This is a genomic window from Ideonella benzenivorans, from assembly GCF_020387415.1.
Lineage (GTDB): Bacteria > Pseudomonadota > Gammaproteobacteria > Burkholderiales > Burkholderiaceae_C > Ideonella > Ideonella benzenivorans.
Genome location: NZ_JAGWCB010000010.1, coordinates 115,868 through 134,179 on the forward strand (window position 1 = coordinate 115,868; position 18,312 = coordinate 134,179).

At 65.4% G+C, this 18,312-nt stretch carries 22 protein-coding genes, 1 tRNA gene and 1 pseudogene; 7 read left to right on the forward strand and 17 right to left on the reverse strand.

The genetic code is table 11. From position 1 onward, the window contains the following. The first annotated feature begins 15 nt into the window (after positions 1-15). From KGA65_RS09150 to KGA65_RS09165, 4 genes are all read left to right on the forward strand, one after another. Complete coding sequence (locus tag KGA65_RS09150; RefSeq protein ID WP_225862841.1) at positions 16-843, forward strand: symmetrical bis(5'-nucleosyl)-tetraphosphatase; 828 nt, start codon at positions 16-18, stop codon at positions 841-843. A 302-nt stretch (positions 844-1,145) separates the two neighbouring features. Beyond that, positions 1,146-2,486: an MFS transporter gene (locus KGA65_RS09155; RefSeq protein WP_225862842.1), complete on the forward strand. Its 1,341-nt coding sequence runs from the start codon at positions 1,146-1,148 to the stop codon at positions 2,484-2,486. 71 nt (positions 2,487-2,557) lie between these two features. Further along, positions 2,558-2,647, forward strand: a tRNA-Ser gene (locus tag KGA65_RS09160). Between the two features lie 320 nt (positions 2,648-2,967). Further along, positions 2,968-3,477: a hypothetical protein gene (locus KGA65_RS09165; protein ID WP_225862843.1), complete on the forward strand. Its 510-nt coding sequence runs from the start codon at positions 2,968-2,970 to the stop codon at positions 3,475-3,477. A gap of 73 nt (positions 3,478-3,550) precedes the next feature. Here KGA65_RS09165 and KGA65_RS09170 read toward each other — a convergent pair whose 3' ends face one another. The 13 genes from KGA65_RS09170 to KGA65_RS09230 all read right to left on the reverse strand — a co-directional run bounded on the left by KGA65_RS09170 (position 3,551) and on the right by KGA65_RS09230 (position 14,233). After that, positions 3,551-3,919, reverse strand: a complete 369-nt coding sequence (locus tag KGA65_RS09170) for an Ig-like domain-containing protein (protein ID WP_225862844.1) — start codon at positions 3,917-3,919, stop codon at positions 3,551-3,553. An 11-nt stretch (positions 3,920-3,930) separates the two neighbouring features. Continuing rightward, positions 3,931-4,476 carry an HK97 gp10 family phage protein gene (locus KGA65_RS09175; protein WP_225862845.1) on the reverse strand — a complete coding sequence of 182 codons (546 nt, stop codon included), beginning with the start codon at positions 4,474-4,476 and terminating at the stop codon, positions 3,931-3,933. Then, positions 4,473-5,156 carry a hypothetical protein gene (locus tag KGA65_RS09180; protein WP_225862846.1) on the reverse strand — a complete coding sequence of 228 codons (684 nt, stop codon included), beginning with the start codon at positions 5,154-5,156 and terminating at the stop codon, positions 4,473-4,475. Before KGA65_RS09180 ends, KGA65_RS09175 begins: the two co-directional genes overlap by 4 nt. Next, complete coding sequence (locus tag KGA65_RS09185; RefSeq protein ID WP_225862847.1) at positions 5,153-5,344, reverse strand: hypothetical protein; 192 nt, start codon at positions 5,342-5,344, stop codon at positions 5,153-5,155. The genes KGA65_RS09180 and KGA65_RS09185 overlap by 4 nt, the downstream gene beginning before the upstream one ends. Next, complete coding sequence (locus KGA65_RS09190) at positions 5,341-6,672, reverse strand: replicative DNA helicase (RefSeq protein ID WP_225862848.1); 1,332 nt, start codon at positions 6,670-6,672, stop codon at positions 5,341-5,343. Before KGA65_RS09190 ends, KGA65_RS09185 begins: the two co-directional genes overlap by 4 nt. After that, positions 6,659-7,417, reverse strand: a complete 759-nt coding sequence (locus KGA65_RS09195) for a phage replication initiator YdaU family protein (RefSeq protein ID WP_225862849.1) — start codon at positions 7,415-7,417, stop codon at positions 6,659-6,661. Before KGA65_RS09195 ends, KGA65_RS09190 begins: the two co-directional genes overlap by 14 nt. 196 nt (positions 7,418-7,613) lie before the next feature. Next, the gene (locus KGA65_RS09200; protein WP_225862850.1) at positions 7,614-7,868 is read right to left on the reverse strand and encodes a helix-turn-helix transcriptional regulator; all 255 of its coding nucleotides are present in this window, start codon (positions 7,866-7,868) and stop codon (positions 7,614-7,616) included. After that, the gene (locus tag KGA65_RS09205) at positions 7,868-8,050 is read right to left on the reverse strand and encodes a hypothetical protein (RefSeq protein WP_225862851.1); all 183 of its coding nucleotides are present in this window, start codon (positions 8,048-8,050) and stop codon (positions 7,868-7,870) included. Before KGA65_RS09205 ends, KGA65_RS09200 begins: the two co-directional genes overlap by 1 nt. A 233-nt stretch (positions 8,051-8,283) precedes the next feature. Then, positions 8,284-8,892 carry a hypothetical protein gene (locus tag KGA65_RS09210; protein WP_225862852.1) on the reverse strand — a complete coding sequence of 203 codons (609 nt, stop codon included), beginning with the start codon at positions 8,890-8,892 and terminating at the stop codon, positions 8,284-8,286. Positions 8,893-8,902: 10 nt separating this feature from the next. Continuing rightward, positions 8,903-9,193, reverse strand: a complete 291-nt coding sequence (locus KGA65_RS09215) for a hypothetical protein (RefSeq protein ID WP_225862853.1) — start codon at positions 9,191-9,193, stop codon at positions 8,903-8,905. A gap of 125 nt (positions 9,194-9,318) precedes the next feature. Further along, entirely contained in the window at positions 9,319-10,560 is a 1,242-nt protein-coding gene (locus KGA65_RS09220) for a tyrosine-type recombinase/integrase (RefSeq protein ID WP_225862854.1), read from the reverse strand. A 338-nt stretch (positions 10,561-10,898) separates the two neighbouring features. Next, on the reverse strand, positions 10,899-12,074 hold the full coding sequence (locus KGA65_RS09225; protein ID WP_225862855.1) for a hypothetical protein: 1,176 nt from the start codon (positions 12,072-12,074) through the stop codon (positions 10,899-10,901). After that, positions 12,071-14,233, reverse strand: a complete 2,163-nt coding sequence (locus KGA65_RS09230; RefSeq protein ID WP_225862856.1) for a restriction endonuclease subunit S — start codon at positions 14,231-14,233, stop codon at positions 12,071-12,073. The genes KGA65_RS09225 and KGA65_RS09230 overlap by 4 nt, the downstream gene beginning before the upstream one ends. A gap of 381 nt (positions 14,234-14,614) precedes the next feature. Between KGA65_RS09230 and KGA65_RS09235 the strand changes: the two are divergent. Next, positions 14,615-14,950 (forward strand): annotated as a pseudogene (locus tag KGA65_RS09235) (DDE-type integrase/transposase/recombinase); the annotation flags it as partial. Between the two features lie 19 nt (positions 14,951-14,969). Here KGA65_RS09235 and KGA65_RS21225 read toward each other — a convergent pair. Together KGA65_RS21225 and KGA65_RS21230 are read right to left on the reverse strand one after the other, a co-directional pair. Continuing rightward, on the reverse strand, positions 14,970-15,269 hold the full coding sequence (locus KGA65_RS21225) for a transposase (protein WP_510594497.1): 300 nt from the start codon (positions 15,267-15,269) through the stop codon (positions 14,970-14,972). After that, positions 15,152-15,472 carry a transposase gene (locus KGA65_RS21230; protein WP_310740951.1) on the reverse strand — a complete coding sequence of 107 codons (321 nt, stop codon included), beginning with the start codon at positions 15,470-15,472 and terminating at the stop codon, positions 15,152-15,154. Before KGA65_RS21230 ends, KGA65_RS21225 begins: the two co-directional genes overlap by 118 nt. 109 nt (positions 15,473-15,581) lie before the next feature. Between KGA65_RS21230 and KGA65_RS09245 the strand changes: the two genes are divergently transcribed. Together KGA65_RS09245 and KGA65_RS09250 are read left to right on the forward strand one after the other, a co-directional pair. Next, positions 15,582-16,886: a cation:proton antiporter gene (locus KGA65_RS09245; RefSeq protein ID WP_225862857.1), complete on the forward strand. Its 1,305-nt coding sequence runs from the start codon at positions 15,582-15,584 to the stop codon at positions 16,884-16,886. Positions 16,887-16,982: 96 nt separating this feature from the next. After that, positions 16,983-17,165: a DUF1840 domain-containing protein gene (locus KGA65_RS09250; protein WP_225863445.1), complete on the forward strand. Its 183-nt coding sequence runs from the start codon at positions 16,983-16,985 to the stop codon at positions 17,163-17,165. A 16-nt stretch (positions 17,166-17,181) separates the two neighbouring features. Here KGA65_RS09250 and KGA65_RS09255 read toward each other — a convergent pair whose 3' ends face one another. Together KGA65_RS09255 and KGA65_RS09260 are read right to left on the reverse strand one after the other, a co-directional pair. Further along, entirely contained in the window at positions 17,182-17,736 is a 555-nt protein-coding gene (locus KGA65_RS09255) for a hypothetical protein (protein WP_225862858.1), read from the reverse strand. A gap of 123 nt (positions 17,737-17,859) precedes the next feature. Beyond that, positions 17,860-18,288, reverse strand: coding sequence for a hypothetical protein (locus tag KGA65_RS09260; RefSeq protein WP_225862859.1), 429 nt, complete (start codon positions 18,286-18,288; stop codon positions 17,860-17,862). Positions 18,289-18,312 lie beyond the last annotated feature (24 nt).

An 18,312-nucleotide genomic window follows, 5' to 3' on the forward strand; every position in this document is an offset into this window, starting at 1 on the left:
TAGCAGAATCGCGCCATGCACTATCTCATCGGCGACCTGCAAGGCTGCTGCGACGCCTTCGAACGGCTGCTGGCCGAACTGGATTTCTCCCCTTCCCGCGACCACCTGCACCTGCTGGGCGACCTGGTCAACCGCGGCCCCGATTCGCTGGGCGTGCTGCGCCGCCTGCGCGCCCTGGAAGGCAGCGCCACCTGCCTGCTGGGCAACCACGACCTGCACCTGCTGGCCGTGGCCGCCGGCGTCAAGCGCGCCAACCGCAAGGACACGCTGGACGCCATCCTGGCCGACGAGGACCGCGAAGGCTGGCTGGCCTGGCTGCGCCAGCGCAAGCTGGCCGACCTGGACCAGGGCTGGCTGATGGTGCATGCCGGCGTGCTGCCGCAGTGGAGCACCCCGCAGACCCTGGCGCTGGCCGCCGAGGTGGAAGCCATGCTGCAAAGCCCCGAGCTGCCCCGCTTCCTGCAGCAGATGTACGGCAACCACCCCGCCCGCTGGCAGGACGAGCTGCAAGGCATCGAACGCTGGCGTGGCATCGTCAACGTGCTGACGCGCATCCGCTTTTGCGCGGCCGACGGCACGCTGGATTTCGAATCCAAGGACAGCGCGCAGGCCGCGCCCCCCGGCATGCGGCCCTGGTTCGACCAGCCGCACCGGGCCACCGCCGGCCAGCCGATCGCCTTCGGCCATTGGTCCACGCTGGGTCTGATCAACCGCCCGGACCTGCTGGCCATCGACACCGGCTGCGTCTGGGGTGGCGCCCTGACCGCCGTGCGGGTGGACGGCGGCCGACGCGACGTGGTGCAGGTGCGCTGCGCGCAGGCCCAGGTGCCGGGCAAGGGTTGAAAAGTGGCGGGATCGGCCAGGTTCAATGGCCCTGCCGCTGCAACCGGTGGACACAATCCGTAAAATCACCGTATCGGTAGCGATATCCCTTGCTGCCACACCGTATTTCCCAGGCCTGAAGGATCGGTCACGACCGGTCTCCTGGTTCCGCCCGTGCAAGACGTCTTGAACCGCAAGCCGTCCTGCTGATTCGGGGGAAGAAGCCTCGACACCCCGAGGCGGCCGCGCTCCTGACGCTGCCCGACGCAAGCCCGTTCCCCAAACGGCCTGCGCGAGGCAGCGCTTTTGCTTGAAAGGTCTCCATGTCTCCGTCCCCGACCGCGGCCTCCGGCCCGCGAAATTCCGCCAGCCAGGTGGCCATCGCCTCGCTGGTGGGCACCGCCATCGAGTTCTACGACTACTACATCTACGCCGCCGCCGCGGTGCTGGTGTTCAACACGCAGTTCTTCCCCAAGGGCGATGCCTCCATCGCCACACTGCTGTCGCTGTCCACCCTGGCACTGGCCTTCATTGCCCGCCCCATCGGCTCGGCCCTGTTCGGCCACTTCGGTGACCGCATCGGTCGCAAGCGCACGCTGGTGGCCTCGCTGCTGACCATGGGCCTGTCCACCGTGGCCATCGGCCTGCTGCCCAACTACGACACCATCGGCGTCTGGGCCCCCATCCTGCTGTGCGTGTTCCGCATCGGCCAGGGCATTGGCCTGGGCGGTGAATGGGGTGGTGCCGCGCTGGTGGCCACCGAGAACGCGCCCGAAGGCCGCCGCGGCTGGTTCGGCACCTTCCCTCAACTGGGCGCCCCCATCGGCCTGCTGCTGGCCAATGGCGGCTTCTTCCTGGTTAGCTACTACCTGGGCCCGGACGCGATGGTGGCCTGGGGCTGGCGCATTCCCTTCCTGCTGTCCTTCGTGATGGTGCTGGTGGGCCTGTACGTGCGCCTGAACCTGCATGAGAGCCACGTCTTCGAGCACGCCGAAAAGGCGGGCCGCAAGCTGCACGCCCCGGTGGCCACGGTGATGCGCCAGCATGGCCGCGCCATCCTGTTGGGCACGCTGATCATGACCACCACCTACGTGCTGTTCTACCTGATGACGGCCTTCGTGCAGGTGTACTCGAAGAGCCCGGTGGCCATCTCGCCGGCCGGCCACCCGACCGGCCTGGGCATCCCGGCCAACACCTTCACCGGCATGCTGCTGATCGGCGCCATCGTGTTCGGCATCTTCACCAGCCTGTCGGGCGTGCTGGCCGACGCCATGGGCCGGCGCCTGTGGCTGATCCTGGTGACGCTGGCCATCATGGCCTTCGGCCTGGGCATGTCGGCCCTGCTGACCAACGGCACCCCGATGACCGTGCTGGTGTTCATCATCATCGGCCTGGCGCTGATGGGCTGCACCTTCGGCCCGATGGCTGCTCTGCTGCCCGAGATGTTCCCGACCGAGGTGCGCTATTCCGGCGCCTCGCTGGCCTACAACTTCGCCTCCATCGTCGGCGCGTCCATCCCCACCCTGGTGGCCCTGGACCTGAACAAGAACTTCGGCCTGTGGGGCGTGGGCCTGTACCTGGCCGCCAACGGCCTGCTGACGCTGGGTGCCCTGCTGGCCACCCGCGAAACGCGGCTGGTGGACCTCACCCTGGTCAAGGCCTGACCACACGACACACCGGTCTGCCCTGGGAAGGGCAGACCGGTCTTCCTGCGTCATAATCGGCGCCTTCTCCAGGAAGCGTGGCCGAGCGGTTTAAGGCACCGGTCTTGAAAACCGGCGAGGGTTCATCCCCTCCGTGAGTTCGAATCTCACCGCTTCCGCCAAGAATCCAGGAAATACGGGCCTTCTCGGCCCTTTTTTTATTCCTACCCACCAAAGAACCCACCAATCGGCAAGGTGCTTGCTTGTGGTCGGACGGAGATCCACTCGGGTCTACTTTAGACCGCCCCGCCGGCCTCCTGGATGCCAACATTTGCCAACAAGCTGACCGCATCCCGGCCGGCGGGACCTCAACTTTTCTCAACAAGTGCCGGCGTCGCTTTCGTGGCCCAGCTCATCACGCCTGGGGACCTGAGAGACAGACCGCGTGCCTCCGCATAGGCCCGGAATCCTACAGTCAGGGCCAGATCACGAGCGAGGCGCCATGGACTGGATCAGACGGATTCTCAGAACCAAGCCCACAGCGGAGAAGCCGGCCCAACAGGCCTGGGGAGCCGCCGCGCGAGCGCCTCGCAATGAACCCGCGCCGCCAGTACTCCAGCGGCCGGCCGATAGCGGCCCGCTGCAGCGCCAGGTCGACGCCTGGGAGGAATACACGCGGCAGCTTGCGTATTGGGACGACGCAGACCCAGACGACATTGAGGCCGCTGCCGCGCAAGCCGATGAACTTGCCGGCGTGCTGGTGGACAGGAACCTCGACGGCAAGCAGGCCGAACGCGAGAGGCGCGAGGAGGACGCTGTCCGCCTCTATGAGGCCAACGTGGCCGACGAGTTCATGGGCAGCCACCCTTACGAGCGTCTCCTGATCATCTACTGCCGCACCGGCCGGGCCGAGGACGCCGCACGTGTCGCCCAGGCCTGCCTGCGCCACGTGCGCATGGGCGAGGGGGACAAGCTGCGAGCTCGGTGCCTGAAGGTTCTCGGCACGCCATGAAAAAAAGCCCGCACGAGGCGGGCAAGCCGATTCGGGATCCTCCTCGGCAGGGCTTGGGTGCCACCCTTGGAATTCAGGCGCTGGCCGGGCCGATGCTGGAGCTGTGGGAGGCATTGACAGACGAGCCACAGTACCCGGCAGGCTCGTTGGTCCCGCCCTCCACTCCAAAGGGCATGGCGGCGGAAGCAATGTTCCCAGCGGCGTCGGTGACCTTGATGCCGAGGAAGTCACCACGGACCAAAGGACGGGCCGCCCAGGCCGCGGCCGAGTTGAAGGCGAACCGCCCCCCTTCCTTCATCTTGGTCTGGTAGGTGGCACCGCCGGGCCACACGATGGTCACGGTGTCACCAGGCAGCACGGTGCCGCTCGCCTGGCCAGAAATGACCTTGTCCGGGAACCTGATCAGGTCCAGGTTGATGCTGGGGCATTGAAGTTGCGTCATCGTCTTTCCTTTCAACCGTTGTTCAATCCTTGGCCAGTTCCCCGGCCGCCTTGTCCATCTCTTCGAGGAACTCGGGTTCCAGCTCCTTCAGCGCGCTGCGCAAAAACGAGCGGGGGGGGCAACTTCACCATGCGGCTGTGCGCCTTCACCAGAACCTCGCTTCCGGTCTCCTTGCCGCGCTTCTTCACCCACATACCCATGTCGCGACCCTTGACTGCCTTCAGAGAGAAACGCCCCTGCTCACGAATCATCCGCAAGTGTTCCTTCACCGTCACCGCCCCGGAGAACCCGTACTCGTGCACCCGGGCGTACTCGACATTGGTGCCGACCACGCCGCGGATCTGCGCGCCCTCCTGATAGACCGCCTGGTCGATGGAGCGGCGCAGCGTGCCAGTGCGCACGTTGAGCACCTGGCCGCTGAGCTTGTCGCGCATCACGCGCGCCTGCAGCTTCAAAACCATGCGCCCCATGCCCTTTGCAGCCTCCTCCTTGGCCTTCTGGGGCAGTTCTTCAAAGAACTTGGTCACCCGTTCCACACCGACAACCTTCGCGCTCATGCCTGGCTCCACTTGAACAGGAACTCGGCCTTGGCAGCGTCCATGGCCGCACCGACGTCGCTCAGGAGAAGGTTGTAGGCACTGGCCGTGGTGTAGCTGAACCCCGCCACCGGCAGACTGATTTGCCGAGTCTGGAACTCGGCACCCAAGGGCTGCACCGACGCGCCGTGCTGCTCCCGGAGCTGCCGCGCCAGCTGCTGGTGAGCCATGCCGGCACCGCAGAGCCGCGCATAGGCCTCGCCGAGCTGCTCCAGCAAGGTCTCGACCTGAGGCTTCAGCGCCTCGATCTCTTCGCCCGCCTCGGCGAACCGTGCAAGCCGGACCTGACCGATCAAGCCCGGCCGCTGGGCATGGATGGCTGCGGCTTCAGCCTGCAGCTCGACCAGCATCTCCTGAACCGCTTCCGAGACGACGGCGGCACCGCTCTCGCGAGGCGCCAAGTCCGTCAGCTGCTCGGACAGCGCCAGCACCTCGGGCTCGGCTCCGGTCACACGCTGCCCAGCACGGATCAAGCGCGCGATCAGGCCACGGCGCTCGGCCTTGATGGCGGATGCCCGCCCGGTCACAGCGCCCGCGTTCGCCGCCTCGGCATTGAGTCGGGCCATCTCCTCGTTGATCGCGGCCAGCCGCTGGTCGGCCTCTCGCAGGGCATCGAGGGCGCCCTGAAGTTCGGTTGTCATGTGCGTTCCTTGTGGGGGTGAGTGGCGCCGTACCGGCGCCGGGTGGTTGATTCCTGGATGACAGGTTTTGACAGGTTCTCGGGCTGCGGGCCGGCTGCCGCCGTCCGAGCCTCGACCTCGGTGCCGAGGGCCTCCAGATGGCGCGCCATCGCTGCGAAAGAGCGCTGCCCCGCCGATTGCTCGCTCATGCCCGTTCCTTTCGTGGTGAGACGTCCGAGGCGGACTCGGCCCACAGCTGGTGCTCGCCGTAGAGCTTCAGCGCGATGCGTCCCCGCTGGCCCTGACGGTTCTTGGCCACCTTCGCCAAGACGGTCAGCGCCCTGTCGGCCTCGCGGGCCCAGGGGTGCAGCAGAATCACCGTGTCGGCGTCCTCCTCCACCGCGCCGGACTCCTTGAGGTGGTGCAGCTGGGGCTCGCCGCCTTCGGTGGATCGGTTGAGCTGGCTCAGCGCCAGCACGCACATGTCCAGCTCCTTGGCCAGTTGCTTTAGGCCCCGGCTGATCTGCTCGATCTGGTGGTGCCGCTTGTCGGTGGTGCTGGTGCTGCTGCAGAGCTGCAGGTAGTCCACCACCACCAGCGCCAGCCCATGCCGGCGCTTGACCTGGCGGGCCTTTGTTCGGATGTCCAGCAGGGTCAGCGCCGGCTGGTCATCGATGAAGAGCGGCAGCCGGCCCATGGCCTCGGCCGCCTCAGCCATCCGCGACCAGTCCTCCTCTAGGAAGCGCCCGGTGGTGAGCGCATCCATGGACACCCGGCCCAGGTTGGCCGCGCAGCGGTCCACCAGCTCGCCGGCCGGCATCTCCTGGCTCAGCATCAGCACCGATTGCCCCTGGGCGGCCACGCTCAGGGCCATCTGCCCGGCCAGGGAGGACTTGCCCACCGAGGGCCTGGCCGCCAGCACCACCACCTTGCCGGGCTTGAATCCGCCCCCCAGGGCGCTGTCGATGCGTTCTAGCCCCGTCGGTACTCCCGGGGTCGTTTCGCCGGCTCCCAGGGCCTGCCAATGGTCAATGCGGGCCGCTGCCAGGTCGGAGATGGATCGAGGCTCTGCTGCCGCCTTGGTGCGCTGGATGCTGCCCAGCAGCCCCGCCGCACGGTCCAGCAGCTGATCGGCGTCTTCGGACTCGCCCACCAGCGCCAGCATCTGCTCGGCCGCCTGGGCCAGTGCACGGCGGGCGGCCTTGTCGATCACGGCCTGGGCGTAGCGCTTCACGCCCGACGCGCTGGGCACGGACTGGGCCAGCTCGGTCAGGTACGGCAGGCCGCCGCACTCCTCGGCTTGGCCGGCCACCTGCAGGCGCTCCAACACCGTCACCTGGTCCACGGGCTGGCCGTGGGCGTTGAGGTCCGCCACGGCCCGCCAGATGGTGCGATGCCGACTGTCGAAGAAGTGGGCGGCCTCAAGGTGGCAGTCCGCCACGCGCCACCAGGCGTCCGGGTCGAGCATCAGCGCGCCCAGCACGGCCTGCTCGGATTCCTGGCTCCACGGCCGGTTGAGCTGCTCACGCGCGCCCATGGGCACCTCCGAAAACGTGATCGCAGTCCAGCAGGTCACCACCGCTCCGCTGGCCCTGGGGATGAACACCACCGGTCTGTTTGGGAGGGAAGAGGCCCTGGTAGCCCGCGGCGATGCTGTTGGCGATCACTGCGGCCGGTGAGTGGCCTTCAGCGCGGTAGCCGTCCAGGGCCTTGATTTGGGCCTCGGCTGCGCGCCGGGTGATCGGCTTACGGCGTTCCTTGCGATCAGCGACCCAGGCCAGCCAGGACACGCGAGGGAGCCATTCGGGCAGTTCGATCAGCGAGGCGTCGAAGCCCGAGACTGCGCGCTTGCGCGCTTCTTTGGTGGTTCTGACGGTTCCTGATGGTTTGGGTGCACCCTGGTTCACTACTTCGCGGAACCCTGGTGCACTACTTCCGGAACCCTGGTGCACTACTGCACTATGGTTCACTAGTGCACCCTGGTTCACCATTTCGGCAGTTCCGGTGAGCTTGTCGAACACCACGCGGTACAGGTTGGTCCGGCCGCCGCGCCCCATCGGGCCGGCTTGCTTGCGGATCTCCAGCTCCCCGCTCTGGTTGAGGGCCTCCAGGAGGACCATGGCGTACCGCGGCTTCGTCCGGCACTTCGCTGCCAGGGTGGTGATGGAGGGGTAGGCGCGGCCATCGTCATCTGCGAAGTCGGCGATGGCCAGGAGCATCAGCAGCTCGGAGCCGCTGTGCCTGCTGCCTTCCCACACCCGGGCCATGGTTCGGACGCTCATGCCCCTGACCTCCTCCACCACCGCGGGCGAACATCCCGGGCTCGGTTGGTGACACGGCGCAGCGTCACCTCGGCCAGGATCCGCGCCCATGCAGTGCAAGTGGGGCAGAGCCTGGTATGCGAGGTCATGCAGGTGCACGGACGAAGGTGCAGCGGCTGCGGGGTGTCGATCACCTTGCGATCCAGGCGGGTGCCACTCATCGGGCACCCTCCGGTCGGGCGCGGCGCAGATCACCGACCACCCAGCGGGTAGCACCGCCGCGCTTAATCGGCGCCGGCAGCACGCCAGACTTGGCCCAGCGCCAGACGGTCATCTCGGACACGCTGTGCCGGGCGGCGACCACTTGGACAGGAACCTCCGCAGAATCAGGGAGGGTGTCGAACACCTGCAGCGCACGCAGGTGCACCGGACTGAGGGAGGCGCCCCCTTCTTGCGTGGTGACATTGGCCATCACGCCCCCGCCGGCAGGTAGAGACCAGCGCGCTTGGCGCGGGCAGCCTGGGACGCCTTCTGTGTGGCGGCCAGCAGCTTCTCGACCCCCTGCTTGTCGTTGCGGCCGTCTTCAGCAAGCTTGGCCCAGAAGGCACGCACCTCGCTCAGGCGCCAGCGGGTACAGCGAGGTTTGCGGATCACGGGCTGCGGCGCTCGGCCTGCAGCAACTTCGGCGTGCCACCAAGTCAGCGACATCCCGCCGGCAGCAGCACACGTCTTTGAGTCGACCAGCGCGACTTCCGCCAAGCTGGCAGGCAACGCGCGAGAAGGTTGCGGGGTGGCCTGTCCCGCTGTTTGCGGCCCCATGCTTTTCGTCATGGGGGCATCGTCTGCCTCGCTCTCCAAATGGAGAAACTTGCGTCTCTGCCTTTGGACTATTTCAGTCCCTTGAGCGCTTTCATCACGGTGGACTTCTTCCGCCTCAAGGCAGCGTTCGGGTGGTCAGCAAAGTGCAAGACGATGCGCTTGGCGGCCCCACGGCGCGGGTAGCCCTCGCGCTTGGCAACCACGGCCAACTCCAGCTCGAACAAGGCCGATCGCTCTTTGGTGGCCTGGGTGCCAGCGTGCCGGATGGCGCGTGTCCCCATGAGGGCATTCGCTACCGATCCGAGCTGTCGAGCAAATGCTTCGTGCTTGGCTCGCAGCTTCAACCCACGCACGTGCAGCCGCTTTCTTCGCCGCTGGAGCAGCTGGGCATACATCCCGACAGCAGGTTGCGCCCCGCCATCACCAAGGGCAGCAAATGAGTCCTGCCTGACATCGTCCGCAAGCTGTCGCAGCCCGGCGGCGATGTTCTCCGGCGTGGCCACCTGAAGGTGCCCAGCCTTCAACGCCTGCTGCAGCGCTGCCTCATTCCGGGAACGCAGCACCAGCAATTCCTCAACCGCCGAATTCCCCCATCGGGCCCGGAGTGACTTCAGAAACCCGTCGGGAAGAACCGGCAGCAGTGTCGCCCCTGCCGGCGCCTTGATGCGACTTCGCATCCTGGACACCTCAGGTGGCCTTCTTCTCGACAACTGCCTCGTTGGCCTTGTCGATCAACAGCCCCGCTTGTCGCATCGCGTAGATCGCCGGCCACCAGCTCGACTTGGCCTGGAACATGCCGGCGTCGTCGCTGGTCACAACGGCCTCGGTCATGCCGTGGAACGATTCGAGCGCCATGCTGAACAGCACCTGGATGTCGGACAGCATGTCGCTGACGGAGGCCTTGGGGTCGACGGCGAGGCCGGCAGTGGTCAGGCCAAAGTCGGCGAACTGAGCCGCGGCAGAATCTTGGGTAGCCATGATGTGCTTCTCCTTGGGTTGCACGTTGTGGTCAGGCGGGCTAGGAGGGTCCAAGCTCCCAGCTCGCCGCCTTGCCGCTGAACCGCGCGGCGCCGGTGCCCGGTAGATCGACCGGCGGCGATGTCTCAGGCCTGCCGTGCCCTGCTGTTCAACGGCACCACCTCGCCCTTTGTCTCGACCCTGGCCAGGAAACTGGCCCAGTCCTCCATCAGCCGGCGGCGCTTCTCGAACAGATCCCCGCGCCGGTAGGCCGCTTCCACCTTGTCGCTGACCACGTGGGCCAGCGCCATCTCGCAGACCTCGTTGGGGTAGCTCGTGCGCTCGGCCGCCCAGTCCCGGAAGGTGGAGCGGAAGCCATGGGGCACAGCGTCGACCTGCATGCGGCGAAGCACAGCTGTCAGGGTCATGTCGGACAGGGAGCCGCCGCGCGGCGCGGTGAACACGAGCGGTGAGCCAGGCGTCTGCGGCAAGGCCTTCAGCAGCTCGACGACTGCAGCAGACAGCGGCACGCGGTGCTCGCGGCCAGCCTTCATGCGATCCGCTGGCACAGTCCAGACAGCCGCCTCGAGGTCCACCTCGGACCAGGCCATGCCGCGGACCTCGCCAGAGCGAGCGGCCGTCAGGATGGCGAACTGCAGCGCCTTGGCGCCGAGGCCTTCCTGGCCGCGCAGATCGCGCATGAACGCGCCGACCTCGCCAACCGCCAGGGCCTGGTGGTGTTCGACCTTGGCCACCTTCTCTCGTTTCGGGAGCTGGGCGTCGAGGTTGCCCTTCCAGGCCGCCGGGTTGTCGCCAGCGCGGTATCCCCGACCCTTCGCCCAGTCCAGCACCGACTCCATGCGGCCGCGCACCCGGCTAGCCGTCTCAGTCTTAGTGCGCCAGATCGGCTCCAGCACCTTCAGCACGTGGGCCAGCGCCACGTCGCGCACCAGCATGTCGCCCATCACCGGGTAGACATAGGTCTTCATGGTGCTGCGCCACTGCTGGGTGTGCTTCTCGTTGCGCCAGCCGACCTCGTGGGCGTCAATGTAGGCTTCGGCGCACTGCGCAAAGGTCAACGCCCTCGCCTGCTCGGCCTTCAGCGCGCTCTGCGCCTCCCGGGCCAGCAGGATGGGATCACGGCCTTGGCGGATCAGGTCGCGCGCCTCCCGGGCTTTCTCGTGGGCCATGGCGAGAGTGACCGCAGGGAACCCGCCCAGGCCCATTTCCCGGCGCTTGCCGCCGACCATGACCCGCAGCACCCAGGAGCGAGCGCCGGAGGAGACGATTTGCAGCGCCAGGCCGGGCACGGTGCCCACGAAGTGCAGCCCTGGCTCTTTGAGCCGCTGCACTTCCAGCGCCTTCATCTCCTTCGCCAGTTTGGGCATCGCCAACGCTCTCCATCATCGTACCCACCAACGTGGGTGCAATTGGATGCTATTGCATGTTGCCATCTGTGGCAACAGCTTCCGCCTTTACCTGCGTGACTTACCCGTCTTGTTGTCGATTGTCACTTCTTGAAGTTCGACGGAGGCGGACACCGCTTCCGCCAGACACACCAAGCAATGGCGCCCTTCGCGTCACTCTCGGATCTGAGTAGCGTGATCCGGCCACAGCACGCCACTGGGCCGGACAGGATGCGGGACTCCAGTGGATCAACGCGATCGCTTGGGCCCCGCACCAATCCTCGACGCTCGCAACTGCGAGACGCCGACGTGAGGCCGCCCTACGTGTAGAGCGTCCCAGAGCGGCGAAGTTCGACATACTGAACGGTGATGAACCTAGCGATGGCTGCAACGAAATCTTGCACTAGAAGGTCATTGAGCAAAAAGTCTCTTAAGGCAAAGTCCCTCTTAAGGAAATCAAAGTGTGGCAGTGGTGTGTCGAGTGCCGCGCCCGACAGATGTACGAGATTGTTCCGGACTGCCTGCAAGACCTCGTCAAAATCCAGCGCTAAGTCTTCGGCTGTCACGCAGGCCAATCGATTTCTGGCGATATCCAGCGCCGCCCCAAGTCCACCAACCGTCGGGACACCCGGCGTTTCCACAGTCGGACTTGTCCAGTGATCGTGCAGCGGACTCGGCGCGACGATATTTAGGTCTATTCGTGTTCCATTCGCATTCTTAGGCACCCGTTTCACCTTAATCTCGACTGGCGCTCCGGCAAACGAAGTGCCGAAATCACCAACAGCCAACGGCATCGCGTCGTCGAACTTCACGATGTAGGTGCCTGATGCTTCGTCCGCAGTAACCCTCGCACTGCAGTATGCGAAAACGTCTTTCGACGACGCGCCGTGCGCAAAGGAATAGCCCCGGCTCGATAAAACATCCCGAAGCGTGGCCTCAGCGGCAATCGCAAGCAGCGCTACAGCGGCATCATTGCGCTTTTGGCGCCGCGCTGTAGCTGCACTCGCCAGATAGTTGACGACGTAAGGAGGGACGACCGCGCCCCAAGGACGAGCGAACCATTCGCAACTCATCAGCGTCTCTGGCCCGGCCGCTGGCAAGCAAACAGGCCATTCAACGATCCAATGCATGTCCTTGGAAAGCGCGATTGTTTCGTCAGGCTTTTCAGTGTTGATGCGCAGCAGGTCTAGCAGCTCCTGCGGCCGAGAACCGGGAACTCCACCTTGCGCGTCAACAGCAAGGTAAACCTCCTCGAAGAGCCTCAGCGCAACTTCCAGGCCTCGCAGCGCCACAGGCGACTGAAAAATCCTGGCGATTTCATTTCTCTTCCGACCGAACTCAGCGGAACTGGTCGGAGCGACCAACTGCGAAGGTGTTCCGGCAGTCATATGCGCCATAGCGTTGAACAGCAAATGCTGAGAACCACCCAGTAGCTCGAGAACTTCATCGAGCTTCTGCTCAAGCGCCCTGCCGCTGACACGAATGGATTCCATCATGCCAGATCTCCGAAATCGAGATTACGGACCATGGCAGACAGTGCTTGCTCCTTTTCCTGAAGCAGCCTTCCTACTTTGTCACGCTCCGCCTTTGCGACCGCGACGCGACGGACAATCTCAGCTTGAACATCCCGCGGGGGCACAGGGATCAAAACCTTTCTAAGGGTATCTACCCTTAGCATTGGCATGACGCTCCCCCCTGCGGACGCGACCAAGGGCTCGTGCACGTGGCGACTGTTAATCGCAATTGCGAGGTACTCTGGCAGCACGTTTACGTTGTGGACGCGGATTCGGAAGATGTGCCGATTGATTGGAAAGCGACCACTCTCGATGAACGCAGCGGCGCCTACATACGTGCTGAGTCCGTTCAACACAATGTCCCCCTCGCTGGCAATAGCCTGCGGGAAACGCTGTACCTCCGAGTCGTCTGCCCGATCTAGCAAATCCAGTTGAATTTCCAGCGGTCGAACGGCGCCAGGACCGATGAAGACGACATCGCCGGTTGCCTTTGATCGACGGATTGCCCCCCCCTTCGTCACGAGTGCGAGGCTTCCCAGCGGCTGATGTTCAAACGAAGCCAGAGAGAGCTGCGTCTGCGCTTGCAACGCCAGGTATGGTCCTACGCTCAGAACCCCTTGTACGGGTGCCGACGTCGCGGTTAGACCGAGTTCGTCACTCCCACTTTCGTGGCCCTGCATCCAGAATCCGAATCGCTGCAAGACATGTGGGAGTCCAGGCAATGATGTGCAGTCAAAGGTATCCTGGGGTTGGCGATTCAGTGCCTTTGCGAAGAGCAAGGTATCCCTTGCAGGCATCGATTTGTCGAGAACTACAATGCTTGCCGCCACGCCCGAACCGGGTTGAAATGCGCCGATGTCCAGAACGGCCTGCAGTCCATTGCGCAACAGCAATTCCCGCAGTTGCAATCTATCCGGCTTTCCTAGGGATCCGTTGGGAAGCAGTGCGACCATGCGGCCGCGGGGCGACAGATGCTCCAGCGCTAGCTCGACATAGGCCTCCTCGCTAGAAATCGCGCTGCCTCGCCTTTCGGCGAATCGCGCATGCCGAACTGTCAGCCCAAAAGGCGCTGCGACAAGGATTCGGTCGGCCAAGTCCTCCTGCTGATGCGAGAGTCGCAGAGACTCAAGAGGGTCACCGATTTCGACTGAGGGGAGTTCCGCACCGAATACGAGCTGCTGAACGCATGCCCACATGGCATCGGTTGCATGGCGTGCGAACAAGGCCATGTGCGAAGGCGGCGTGATCCCCGCAAGACGAACGGCGGCCGATATATTGCCCAAGCCACAATGAAGATCGAGCACTCGGTCGCCGCGTTCGATGCCTGCGAGATGTACGAGTAGATCTGACGTCCATCGAGGTATTCGGGTGGCGCCAGAGGTCGTGGGATAGCGGCCCAAGACTTCGTCGAGCAACGACAGCACGTCGGCGGGCTCAAGTTTGTCCAGTGCCGAAGCATCGAGAAGGTCTAGCGCTTCTGCGTAGGCATGCGGCGCGGTGAGATCCTGCCTAGCGACGAAGGCGAGCGTCTCAACGAATCCTGTGTTCAATTCCTCGGGTCGCTTCGACTGAAGCGTAGCGAGGGCTGCCTGAGACACGGAACCACCGACCAGCAGATCGCAGAACACCTCGCGGCCGCGTTGCCGCTGCAAATGCGCATAGATAACGAGTGCAAGAGCTTCGGGAGACCACCTCTGCTGGCGAGAGCGCTCGAGGATGTTGCGCAACGTGCGCCGGACCCCCTCTACTCGGCCCGACAGCGACTGACTTTCTGCCCTGCCATTGGCCAAATCGTGAAAGGCTTTCGGCGTTGCCAGCGGCACGGGTCGGCCAGACCCGTCGGTCTCGAACCACAGCATCTGGTTGCCATCGGAAATGAGGAAGTACCTGGCTCCAACTTCGAGTGCAGCGAACTGGACCTGGCGGATCAGCGCGTCGAAGGGAAGCAGCTTGACGTCACTAGGCAACTTGTCGAGGCGCTTGGCTTCGCACACGACTTTGACTTGCCCGTCCAGCACCACGACCAGATCCAGTCGGGCGCTGTGACTGGTTTGGTACTCGCGTTGTATAAATTCCGCCGGGTATCCGAGCTCGCGCGTTAAGTAGGCCTGAATCCGCTGCGCCGCCTGTATTTCACTCATCGTGCTTGTACTCCCGTTATTTCTATGGCCGATTGTCTAGCAATCCGATTGCACTTCGCTCACTTCACCAGCTATCGCAACTTAGCCTGCCAAGTAGAAGGACGATCAATTGGATATGCGGCTGTGCGTATGTGTCAGGTCCCGGGTGATTGACCACCTGAACCGCCCCGGGGTTTGACGGAAGCTCCAACTCTGGAGAATGGAGCCATGAAGAAGTCCCCGAAGTCTTCCCCCGAGGGGCGTGCGCGTACCGTGCGCATGGTGCTGGCGCATCGCGGATAGCCCCCGTCGCAGTGGGCGACCATCGAGCCCATCGCCGGCATGATCGGCTGTGTCTCGCAGACGCTGCACACATGGGTCAAGCAGCATGAGGTGGATGCCGGCATCCCGGTGGCTCGCTGCACGGTCGAGCGTCTGATGCGGCAGCAGGGGTTGCAGGGTGTTCGACGAGGCAAGGCACAGCGCGCCACCATCGCCGACCCGAAGTCGGCGTGCCCTCCGGACCGGGTCAATCGTCAGTTCTGCGCCGAGCGGCCGAGCCAGCTGTGGGTGACGGACTTCACCTGCGTCTCGACCTGGCAGGGCTGGGTCTGCGTGGCGTTCGTGGTCGAGGTGTTCAGCCGGCGCCTCGTCGGCTGGCGCCAGAGCAGCTCGATGCACACGGAGTTCGCCCTGGATACGCTGGAGCAGGCCCTGCAAGACCGCAAGCCCGGCGCCGACAGGCCCACGCCTCATATTACGCGGCAGGTCGGGTGAAGCGCTCACCGTAGGCGATGGCGAATTGGCTCATCGCCTCTTTCCACTCCTTGGCCGGGCGGCCCCAATCGGCCGTGATGTTGCGCAGCGCCAGCCAGATGAGCTTGCTCGCGGCCTCGTCGCTGGGGAATTGCCCACGTGTCTTGAGGTCGGTGAAGACCTTCATCCAGAACTTCGCCCCCTCGGTGTGCTGGATCCACAGCCCCAGGATGTCGCGCGCACCGTCATGCCACGCGCGTGCATGGTCAAGATCGTGTCGTCGAAGCCGGTGAAGCGACACTCGTGCTTGGGGATCAGGATGGGCTCGAACGAGCCGGCACGGTCGCGCTGCGCCTCGATGCGCAGCGGGCCATCCTCGGTCAACACCGTCTTTGCAGACTTGCCGTTGCGCTGGTTGGCGGTTTCCTCGGGCCGCGCAGCGCCTTCTTGAGCGCCATGGTCGTGGCGCTGATCTGCCCGGCCGTCATCGGCGTGCCACGACACCTGGATCCCTCCCAGGCGTATGCTTCATCTCGTCCAAGAACAGCACACGTCTTGCGGTTGGCCACGCATTCAGCTGTGGAACCCGGCATGGCCCTGACGGAAGGAACTCATGTCGTTCGCGGGCTGGTCTCTGTTTGCCGGGGTGCTCCTGCTTTCGCTGGTGCTGCTGGGCACCTGGCTGGGGCGGCTGCCCCTCAGCAGCGCCATGGTGTATCTCGCGCTCGGGTGGGTCTTGGGCCCCGGGGGGCTCAGTGTGCTGACGCCAGATCCGGCCCGGCACGCGGCCTTGCTGGAAACCGTCAGCGAGGTCGCCCTGCTGGTGTCCTTGTTCGCCGTCGGGCTGCAACTGGGCGTTCCCTTTCGGGACCGGCTCTGGCGTCTGCCACTGCGGCTCGCCTTCATCTCGATGGCGGTCATGGTGGGCCTGGTCACCCTGATCGGGGTCTGGGGCCTTGGGCTGCCGCTGGGCGCCGCCGTGCTGCTGGGCGCCATCCTCGCCCCCACGGACCCTGTGCTGGCCTCTGGCGTGCAGGCCGAGCCCGGAAGCCATCCGGATCGGGTCGGCTTCAGCCTGGCGGGCGAAGGTGGCCTCAACGATGGCGCAGCGTTTCCATTCGCGATGCTGGGCCTGGGTCTGCTCGGCCTTCACGACGGCCCGGGGTTCAGCCCGTCACATTGGTGGCTTCTGACCCTGGGATGGGCGACGGCCGGCGGCGTCGCCATCGGCCTGGCGGTCGGCGCGTTGACGGGGCAGCTGGTGGTCTATCTGCGCGCCCGCCACGGCGAGGCTCTGGGGCTGGATGTCTTCCTCGGACTCGGGCTGATCGCGCTGTCCTACGGACTGGCGCAGTTCCTCCACGCCTCCGGATTTCTTGCCGTCTTCGCCAGCGGCTTGGCGCTTCAACGGGTGCGCGAGCATCCCGCGGTGGGCAGCAAGCCGCTGGGCCGCTCGACGGCAGCGGCAGGCCATTCCTACGAAATCCGCGCAACGCACTCCCACCACGCCAGCGAGACCATGCGCGACTCGGTGCAGCTGTTCAACGGGCAGCTGGAGAAGTTGGTCGAGTTGACGTTGGTGCTGCTGGTGGGGGCCATGCTGCCCTATGCACAATCACTGAAGGCCGCGTGGTGGTTCGTCCCCTTGGTGCTGATCGTGCTCAGGCCGATGTCCGCGCTGCCCGCCACCTTGGGCGAGCAACTGACGCGCTCGCAGCGTTCGATGATCTCGTGGTTTGGCATCCGCGGGATCGGTTCCGTCTACTACCTGGCCTTTGCGCTGCATCACGGCCTTGACGGGCGAGTGGCGGACACGCTCGTGTCCTTGACGCTGTGGACGGTCGCGACATCCATCGTGGTGCACGGCCTGACGGCACGACCTTTGATGCGACGCTACCTCGCCCAACACCGTTCCTGAGCCTCACCGCCGGCCGCGGCTCAAGGTCAAGTCCGCAACGGGCTGGAGTTCCCCGACCGGGCGGCCACGCCCGCGGGTCATGGGCACTGCGCCATCCTGGCCTTTCAAGCTGCGCTGGCGCGGGAAGAGTGGCTGCAGCCGGCGGACCGCACGGTCGCCGATGCACAGCAGGCCGGAGATGGGGGTGAAGCCGTTTCGCGGCGACAGCGCATCTGGCCTCTGGTGGAGACGATGCGGCGGGTCCACGCCGCCAGCGAGGCCATGGTCTGGGGCGTCTGAGCACGCCCCGTGCCGCTCAGGGCGAGGGCAAGGGCTGCAAGTCCGGCCCCCTCAGGATCACCGGCTCAAGCGCCCCCGCATCCAGCCGGCGGCGCACGGCCGCCTCGATCTCACTCGCATGGGCCAGAAAGGTGGCCAGCGGCTGATCGGTCGTCTCGTGGCTGCAGTAGCGATAGTGCAGATCCGTGCTGTGGATGCTGGCGCCCAAGAACCCCTGCCCGACCGGAATCCAGAAACGCACGGCGCCCGATGGCAGATGGAGGAAGGCCTCTGGCTTCGTCACGGGGGCCCCCTCCACCGACGGGCAGAGGCCAACATGAGATGGGGCGGCCTCCAGGGCGTCGGCGCTCACTGGCGTCGGCGGGCGTTCGGCGGATGCATGCGATCCGCCGGAATCCAGGCCGCGGCCCTCTGGCTGCGCCGCCTCGTTCCGCAGCCAGAGAATCTCGGCCGCTTCCGGGAAGAGACCTGGTTGTGCCTGGAGCGTGCCAGGGTGTTGCGCGCGGCGCCACCATCGCTTGGCCTCACCGATGACATGCCTGCATGGCCCCTGAATCTGATGCCAATTCATGTCGACTCCCGTATGAAGACCTTCAATGCTGCTCCCGATCCGTTCAGGCGTCGGTGCGCCAACGCACTGTCTGCCTGACCCAGGGATTCGCAGCCAGCGATGCCACGGCGTCGTCACAGCTGCTCATGCCTCGGCGCCGGCATCCCAATACGCCGGCGGGACGCCGGCAGGCCTCGGCCGCGGCGGGGCAGAGGGATGCTCGCGGCGCAACTGGTCCAGGGCCGCCAGGCACTCTCGAAGCACGGCGCCCGGCGCCTGCAGTGGCTGGCCCGTGCGGGATGGCACAGGCCTCTTGGGTTTCTCCATTGCCACGCGCGCCAGCAGCGTCAGCGCGGCGCGGAACAAGAGATCCCAGTCCTCGACCGCGATCTCCGATGTCTCTGCCACAGGCTCGTTGAATGATCCTGATAGGAGCGCAGCGACGGGCCGGGCGCGAAGCCGCGCTCTCCGGTCTGGCACGAAGCAGGAATCGTTGCAGATCCGCTGGGCCAGCGACGCTCTCGTGTCGTCGCCAACCTCGCTCCCTCGGCCATGCATCAGCGTCATGTTCATGTCGATCCCTGTGCTGAGAGTTTC